The organism is Plantactinospora sp. ZYX-F-223, assembly GCF_039649625.1.
In the GTDB taxonomy this organism is placed as follows: domain Bacteria; phylum Actinomycetota; class Actinomycetes; order Mycobacteriales; family Micromonosporaceae; genus Plantactinospora.
In genome coordinates this window covers 1-7,376 of sequence record NZ_JBDJAV010000110.1, presented here as the reverse complement: position 1 = coordinate 7,376, position 7,376 = coordinate 1, and the positions used below count along the sequence as shown (strand labels likewise).

5 protein-coding genes and 1 pseudogene are annotated in these 7,376 nt (G+C 70.7%); 3 read left to right on the top strand and 3 right to left on the bottom strand.

Going from position 1 to position 7,376, the window contains the following annotated elements; translation table 11 throughout:
- Nucleotides 1-247 precede the first annotated feature (247 nt).
- Together AAH979_RS42200 and hemC are read left to right on the top strand one after the other, a co-directional pair.
- A pseudogene (locus AAH979_RS42200) lies at nucleotides 248-664 on the top strand (kinase); the annotation flags it as partial.
- 63 nt (nucleotides 665-727) lie between these two features.
- Nucleotides 728-1,663 carry a hydroxymethylbilane synthase gene (gene hemC, locus AAH979_RS42195; protein ID WP_346263729.1) on the top strand — a complete coding sequence of 312 codons (936 nt, stop codon included), beginning with the start codon at nucleotides 728-730 and terminating at the stop codon, nucleotides 1,661-1,663.
- 36 nt (nucleotides 1,664-1,699) lie between these two features.
- Here hemC and AAH979_RS42190 read toward each other — a convergent pair whose 3' ends face one another.
- Nucleotides 1,700-3,208, bottom strand: a complete 1,509-nt coding sequence (locus tag AAH979_RS42190; RefSeq protein ID WP_346263728.1) for a phosphotransferase — start codon at nucleotides 3,206-3,208, stop codon at nucleotides 1,700-1,702.
- 729 nt (nucleotides 3,209-3,937) lie between these two features.
- Nucleotides 3,938-5,257 carry a UDP-N-acetylmuramoyl-tripeptide--D-alanyl-D-alanine ligase gene (gene murF, locus AAH979_RS42185; protein WP_346263727.1) on the bottom strand — a complete coding sequence of 440 codons (1,320 nt, stop codon included), beginning with the start codon at nucleotides 5,255-5,257 and terminating at the stop codon, nucleotides 3,938-3,940.
- A gap of 264 nt (nucleotides 5,258-5,521) precedes the next feature.
- Here murF and AAH979_RS42180 point away from each other — a divergent pair, with 264 nt between their 5' ends.
- Nucleotides 5,522-6,388 (top strand): hypothetical protein, encoded by an 867-nt coding sequence (locus AAH979_RS42180; RefSeq protein WP_346263726.1) that lies wholly within the window; start codon nucleotides 5,522-5,524, stop codon nucleotides 6,386-6,388.
- A gap of 92 nt (nucleotides 6,389-6,480) precedes the next feature.
- Here the strand turns inward: AAH979_RS42180 and AAH979_RS42175 are convergent, their stop codons facing one another.
- Complete coding sequence (locus AAH979_RS42175) at nucleotides 6,481-6,693, bottom strand: hypothetical protein (RefSeq protein WP_346263725.1); 213 nt, start codon at nucleotides 6,691-6,693, stop codon at nucleotides 6,481-6,483.
- Nucleotides 6,694-7,376 lie beyond the last annotated feature (683 nt).

Genomic DNA, 7,376 nt, shown 5'->3' with positions numbered 1-7,376 from the left:
GCATCTCGGCCTTTCCACCCTCGGTCAGCCGCCGATCAACCGGAAACCGGTAGCCGCGATCCGCGCCTGAGGCTCCGCTAGGCGGTAACCGAGTGTAGTGGGCCAGGCAGGCATCAGTGGCGTGGACGGCAGCCGCAGGGCGGCGGGCATCGAGCCCGTCGCCCGTACCAACGTCATGAACATGTGCGTGACGTGTTCGCCCAGCTCAAGGCCCTCAATTACCCAGAGGGCAGTGGGTAAGCCCGGGCAGGACTACCTGCGCCGCACCGTCCTGCGGGAACGCGATGTCGACGGCGGCCTCGCCCCCGAGCTGATCTCCCAGACCGTGCGGCTCGCGCTGCGGCACGGCTACCACGTGGTGCTCGAAGGGATCCTCATCTCCCACCGGTACGGGGCGATGATCTCGGCGTTGTGCCGGGACCACCGGGGTGACACACACGTGTTTTACCTGGATGTGTCCTTGGAGGAGACGTTGCGCCGGCACACGCTCCGGCCGCAGGCGGCCGAGTTCACCGCCGAGGACATGCGCGGCTGGTACCGGCCCCGCGACCTCCTCGGCATGGCCGGCGAGTTGGTGATCCCCGAGTCCTCATCGCTGGAGGAAACGGTTGCGTTCGTCGAGCGGACTGCTGGGTTGGTGGTGCCGAGCCCGGTCACGGGATGAACCGTCTCGCCGCGCCGCCGCCGCTCGCGCCATCACGACAGGGTCCGGCCGTACCCTGCTCGGGTGACGCGACGACTGATCACGGTGGGTACCCGCGCCTCGCCGATGGCGATGGCCCAGGCGGAGCAGGTCGCCGCCGTGTTGGACCAGCTCGACTCGACCGTCGAGACCCGGTTGGTGCCGATGACGACCAGCGGCGATCGGTGGACCGGTGAGCTCGCCACGATCGGAGGCAAGGGCGCGTTCGTCCGGGAACTGGACCGCGCCCAGCTCGCCGGGGAGGTCACGATCGCCGTGCACTGCCTCAAGGACGTCCCCGGTGACGTCGCACTGCCCGAGGGCCTGACCATCGCCGCCTATCTGCCGCGCGAGGACGTGCACGACGCGGTCGTGTCCCGCCACGGCAGCAGCCTCGACGACCTGCCCGCCGACGCGCTCGTGGCGACCAGTTCCCCACGACGCCGGGCACAGCTGACCGCACGGTGGCCACACCTGCGCGTCACCGCCGTACGCGGAAACACGAACACCCGGCTGCGCAAGCTTGACGACGGCGAGTGCGACGCGATGATCCTCGCCGTCGCCGGGCTGCACCGTATCGGCCAGGCAGCCCGAATCACTTCCGTGCTGCCGGTCGAGGACATGCTGCCCGCCGTCGGCGCCGGCACGATCGTGATCACCGCCCGCACCGGGGACACCGCGACCGCCGAGCTCGTCGCCCGGCTCAACCACCCGCCCACCGCCCTCGCGGCCACCGCCGAACGCGCCATGCTGCGCGCCCTGACCGGGCACTGCCACAGCCCGATCGGCGGGCTCGCCCAAGTTGGCCCGGACCACACGGTACGGCTGAGCGGCGCGGTCTACAGTCCCGACGGCGCCAAGCGGGTGACCGCCACCGAGCAGGGCTCAGCCACAGACGCCGCCGCCCTTGGCCGGCATGTCGCCCAGAAGCTGCTGGCTGCGGGTGCTCGCGAGCTGATCGACTCCGCAGCCGCTCGATGACACCTCGGGCCGCCCGGCCCACTGCGGTGGTGGAAGCTACTGCTGATTGAGGATTAGGCGGGCGGCCAGGACGAGGGCGGTCAGGCCGAACGCGGGCGGGCCGTCGCCGTAGCTGGTGAACCGGAAGTTCAGCAGCGGTAGCAGGTGCGCGGCGAGGCGCTGCCGGTCCGTCGGCAGCCGGGCGAACGGGCCCAGCAGCCACGGCGTCGTCAGCAGCCGTTGGCCGACGGGGTGCTCGATCCGGGCGTCGAGGTGCAGGCTCTGGTGGCGAGTCGTGGCGGTGGCGGTGAGTAACCCGGTGTGTTTGAAGCAGGAGGTGAGTAGCTTCGCCAGGAGGTACTCGAGGTCGTGCAGCCCGGCGTACTCGCAGTCGAGCAGCCACCACCGTTGCCCGTGGCGGGCGACGTGGACGTTGTTCAGGTGGGGATCCCCGCTGGCGTGCACGACCCACGTCGGCGGCTGCGCGAGCCGACCGTGGGTGAGGTCCAGGAGGCCGGCCAGGGTGAAGGGGAGCGGCTCGCCGTCGAGCGTGAGTCGGTGCCGGGACCACGGGCGGAGTCGGGCCGTGAGTTCGGCGGCCCAGCCCGCGAGGACAGCGGGGGCCTCCTCGGTGTGATCCGGAGGCCCGTCGAGATGCTGGGTCGGAACGAGGGTGGCCCCGGCGGTCGTGGCCAGGCGGGCGGCGACGTCGGCCAGAATGGCCTCGAACCGGGCGGGGTCGGTGCGGGCCAGGCCGGCGAGGGGGATCCCGTCGAGGTATTCCATGACCAGGGCGGCCTGCCCCTGCTGGTAGTGCAGCGTCGCGGTCGGGATCGGGTAGTAGCGGGCGAGGGCTTGCTGGCCGGAGAACTCGCGCTCGGCGCTGGCGCGGTCGCGGCCGAGCTTGACCACTCCTGCCGGCTGGCCGGGTCCGTCTCGGAAGGTGAAGACCGGGCTGGTGCTGGGGCGTAGCTGCTCGACTCGGCCATCCGGTGAGCGGTAGACCGGCGGCGGCCGGTGGTAGTCGGGTTCGACCAGGTAGTCGTCGGTGACCGCGGCGCGGATGTGGGTGAGGGCGGCGTCGGCGGCAGCGGTCAGTGGGAGAGGGCTCGGCCGTGCGGCCAGCAGCGGCAGTGCGACCTGGCCCGCGGTGAGGATCGTCCAGCAGGCGTGAGCGTCCTGTCCGGCGTAGAGCAGCTCCGCCACATCCGAGCCGGTGGGCAACCACGCCGGGTACCAGACGCGGCCGGTATCCGGGCCGACTAGCCGGCGGTGCAAGATCGGACCGAGCTTGCGCCAGATGACACCGTCGCGGGACACCGCCGCGGCAAGGCTGCGTGAGGTGCCGGCGCCGTAGGCCATGACCAGCGTGCCGTCGCTCGTCGCCACGACCGACGGGCAGTCGACGCCGTCGGCGTCCGCGCTGCCCGGTTCCCCGAGGTCCACGGCCATCCTTCGGTAGTGCCAGGCGCGGCCGTCGACGGAGCGGGCCATGTGCACCCGACGCCCGCGCTCGTCCTGGCACACGTACCACATCCACCACCAGCCGTCCGGACGTCGCAGCACCGAAGGTGAGAGCACCTGACCGCGCGGTCGCCCCGACGGCCAGACCCGCAACCGCCGTTGGCGGGGACCAGGTGGCGCCGCTGTCGGCGCTGACCGTGTGGTGGATTCGCCAGAGGCCGCCAGCCGCACGGCCGCTAACCACAGGTGCAGATCCCCACCCTCGCTGGCCAGACTCGCGCCGAGTACCTCGTCGACGTCAGGAGGCGTCAGCACTTGTACACCGGTGTCCGAGACGCTGATTGTGCCGGCTGGCAGTGCCATGATCCCTATCGCGGCTCGACTGCCTTCGAGACCGCGATCAGCGTCAAGGCGGCGTGCCTGACCGGCCGGAATCGCGCCGGCCAGCAGGGTCCGAGCCCGATGCCTGACCACCGCCGCAGCGACCAGGCTCGGACCCGTCGCGGCGACAACCACCCGCCGCTGGCGGCCAATGACATCCAAGGGCGGGCCTGCGGCTTCCCGCCCTGACAGCTGCTGTCGGCACGACCCGCCTGAGACCTCTGGTGGTTGTCCCAGACGTCGGACACCGGGGGAGATTTCAGCGGGTGGTTCGACAACGATCTCGGCCATGTTCCGACTCCCGCGTGGCGGTTGTTCGACCGGGTCTTGGTCCTAGCCAGTGGAGCCGACCAGCGCCGTGTTGGACAGGTCCGACAGCGAAGTTCGACAACCGAGATGCGGCGCGCCGAACCTGCGCTACCTCACCACTGACCCGCTGCCGACCCGATGTCACGCCCGCCGCTGCGCGGTGGCCTCCTGCTCGATGAGCTGGCGGGCGAGGACCTGCAGGCCGACCGCGTTCGCAGCCTTGACTAGCACCACGTCACCCGGCTGGAGCCCGGCGCGAAGAGTGGCGAGCGCGTGGTCCGGATCCGGGACCCTGTCGATGACCGTCTGGCCGGCGGCGCCTCGCGCGTACTCGTCGGCACCGTCGCTGCCGATGGCCACCAGCCATCCGACGCCACTGGCGGCGACCCGCTCACCGACCTCATAGTGGATTGACATCGCCTGGTCGCCGAGTTCGGCCATCTCGCCCAGTACGGCGACCGCTCGCCGCCCGGTGGGCGCGGTCATGTCCGCGAGGGCGGTCAGAGCCGCGCCCATCGCGTCCGGGCTGGCGTTGTAGGCGTCGTCGATGATCGTGACTCCGTCCGGCCGTATGGTGACCTGCATGCGTCCCGGTGACAGCGCCTCGGCATCGGAGAGGGCCTGCGCGGTCGCGTCGAGGGGATAGCCGAGACCGGCCGCGACCGCAGCTGCGGCGAGGGCGTTGCTGACCTGGTGCCCCCCGTGAACCCGTAGCCGGACCCGTGCCTCGGCACTGCGGATAGCGAGCCGGAACCTGGGCCGCCCTTGCTCGTCAAGTTCGATGTCGATGGCCCGGACGTCGGCACCTGGGCGCAGCCCGTAGGTCAGGACCCGTGCCCGCGTCCGGGCCGTCATGCCCGCCACGAGGGCGTCGTCGGCGTTGAGCACGGCGAGCCCGCCCTCGTCGCCTGCGGGCAAGGCCTCGACTAACTCGCCCTTGGCGGTGACGATGTTGTCCGTAGAGCCGAACTCGCCCAGGTGAGCGCTGCCGATCCTGGTCACCACGCCGACGCGCGGCGGTGCGATCCCGGTGAGGTAGGTGATGTGCCCGATCCCCCGGGCGCCCATCTCCAGCACCAGGTAACGGGTGTCGTCATTGGCTTGGGCGACCGTCTGGGGCAGGCCGAGCTCGTTGTTCGTTGAGCCGACGTTTGCCACCGTTGGCGCCAGCGTGCCGAGGACCTGGCCGAGGAGGTCCTTGGTCGAGGTCTTGCCGACTGAGCCCGTTACTCCGATCACGGTGATGTCGGGCAGCCGATCGATGACCGCCCGGGCAAGTTGCCCGTACGCGGCCCGCACATCGGGTACCACGACCGCCGGGACCCCGACCGGCCGAGACGCGAGTACCCCGGCGGCACCAGCCTCGATCGCGGCGGCGGCGAAGTCGTGCCCGTCCACCGACTCGCCTGGGAGGGCGACGAACATGCCACCGGGCTCGACCCGGCGCGAGTCGTAGACCACCGGACCGCGCTGTGCCGGTACTGCAACGCGACCGACCCGGCGAACCTGGAGCCGTGCGTGCGCTGCGGCCGGCGCCGTCGTGTTCACGCCCGGACCGACGACGGGCCGGTCTGCGAGGCGTGCCGGACACCGCCACCGGTGCAGGCGTGCTCCATCTGCGGCCGGCTCGCGCACTGCGAAACCTCGAAAGCCACTGGCTTGCCGTGGTGCGTGCCCTGCCGAAGCAGGCGGACGAGGTGCGCCGGCTGCAGCCACGTCCGGCTCGTGGGCAGCGGCACGATCGACCGGCCGTTGTGCGCTGCCTGCACCCGGACCGGGCCTGGGTTGTGGCTGTGCTGTCCCCGCTGCGGCGTCTCCGGCCAGCTTACGGCCGCCGTGTGCAAGCGCTGCGCGCTCAGCGACCGGCTCGACCAGATCCTGGCCGACCACACCGGCGCGATCCCCGCCCCGATGCAAGCACTACGTGACTTCCTCGTGGCCGGCGACCAGCCCCAAAACGTGTCGGCCTGGCTGCATCGCCAGCGCCGTGCCCGCTCCCTGCTGTCCGACCTCGCCACCGGCCGCATCCCGCTCACTCACGACACCTTCGACGCGCTGGAGCCCGACAAAGCCGGGCGGTACCTGCGAGAACTACTCGTCGGCGCGGGAGTGCTGCCAGCCCGCGACGAGTTCCTGGCTCGGCTGGAACGCTGGCTGCACGCAACCATCGACGCCATCCCCGACCCGGCGCAGCGGCACCTCGTGCAGCAGTACACGGTATGGCACCTGCTCAGACGGCTCCGCCGTCGCGTCGCCGGCACCCGGGCCAACCCGAATCAGTGCGGCGCGGTACGGGACCAGACCCGCGCTGTCATCAGCTTCCTTGGCCTGCTCAGCGCCAACCACCTGACCTTGGCCACCTGCACCCACACCCACGTCGACTGGTGGCTCGCCGACGGACAGATCCGCAACAGCAAGGCAGTCGGCGCCTTCCTGCGCTGGGCGAATGCCAACAAGCTGACGACGGTCTATCTACCCGTCCAGCAGTGGGGCGGGCGAGAGCTTGAAGCCTGGGCCGCGCTCAGCGCATCGAGCGACTTTCCCAACGATGAGCAGGTCCGCACGGCGTCGCTCACCGGGAACCGAGACTGACTGCGACGACAACGAGGGGGCTTCGCTCGCCCGACCAGGCTTCACCAACGCTCAAAGCGGGTAAGAGCGGGAGAATAACTTACGACTTGGGATCAGTTGAGGTGATTTGCGGGCTGGTCGGCTCGCGCTGCGGCGCGGTCGCTGGCGAGGCCGGCGACTGCCCAGATGATCTGGGGTAGCTGGTCTCGCCGGCCGGCGAAGCGTTGCAGCGTCCGCCAACTCATGATGGACGCGGTGGCGTGTTCGACTGGGATGCGCCGGCTGGACTGGACTTTGCGGGCGGCCTCGTAGGCTTGCCTGCTCATCGGCCGGTGCATCCTTGCCCGGTTTGCGTGGTGGAGCGGTGACTTGGTCAGGATGATCCTTGACCAGCCCGCGATAGCCACAATCCACGAGAAACCTCACGCCGGGGGAGGCGTCGATCAGGTCGTCGATGCCTTCGGTCCGCACCGCGGTCTGATCGTGCATCCGGCATGGGCGGATGGCTCCGACGCCCACAGCATTCTGCCGCGGGCGTCGGAGGCGATGGTCGCTTTGATCGTGTTCTGCTTGCGCTTGCCGGATACGAAGGTCCGCCGGCCGGGACGGCCCGCTCGGGGCCGGCGGACCTGAATCTCGGTGCCGTCCAGACGGACGACCAGTCCTTCCGCCGCAGCGTGGGCCACCAGGTCGGCCAGGGTGTGCAGCCGCCGACCGGAGCCGGTGGCGAAGCCCCGGTTGGCCAGTAGCGGCGCCGGCATTCGGACAGTTCTGATATCCCACATCGCCAGCAGACGTGTGTCAGCGCCTTGCCGGCTCTGGCACGAAGTTGGTGAATCGGGCTCGACCCCGGCGTCCGGGTCTGATCCGATGTGGATGAGTTCCTGACTACGGCGACCGCCACGGACGAAGCCCAACCGGGCCGGGGGCTACCAGGGTGGCCTACTCGGTTGCCGCGCGGCGCTATGGTGCGCGCATGGCGGCGCCGACTCCGGTGGGGGTGCGCAGG

Excerpts from the sequence above, each read along its gene's own strand:
- AAH979_RS42175 (WP_346263725.1), bottom strand. The coding sequence starts at position 6,693 with ATGAGCAGGCAAGCCTACGAGGCCGCCCGCAAAGTCCAGTCCAGCCGG.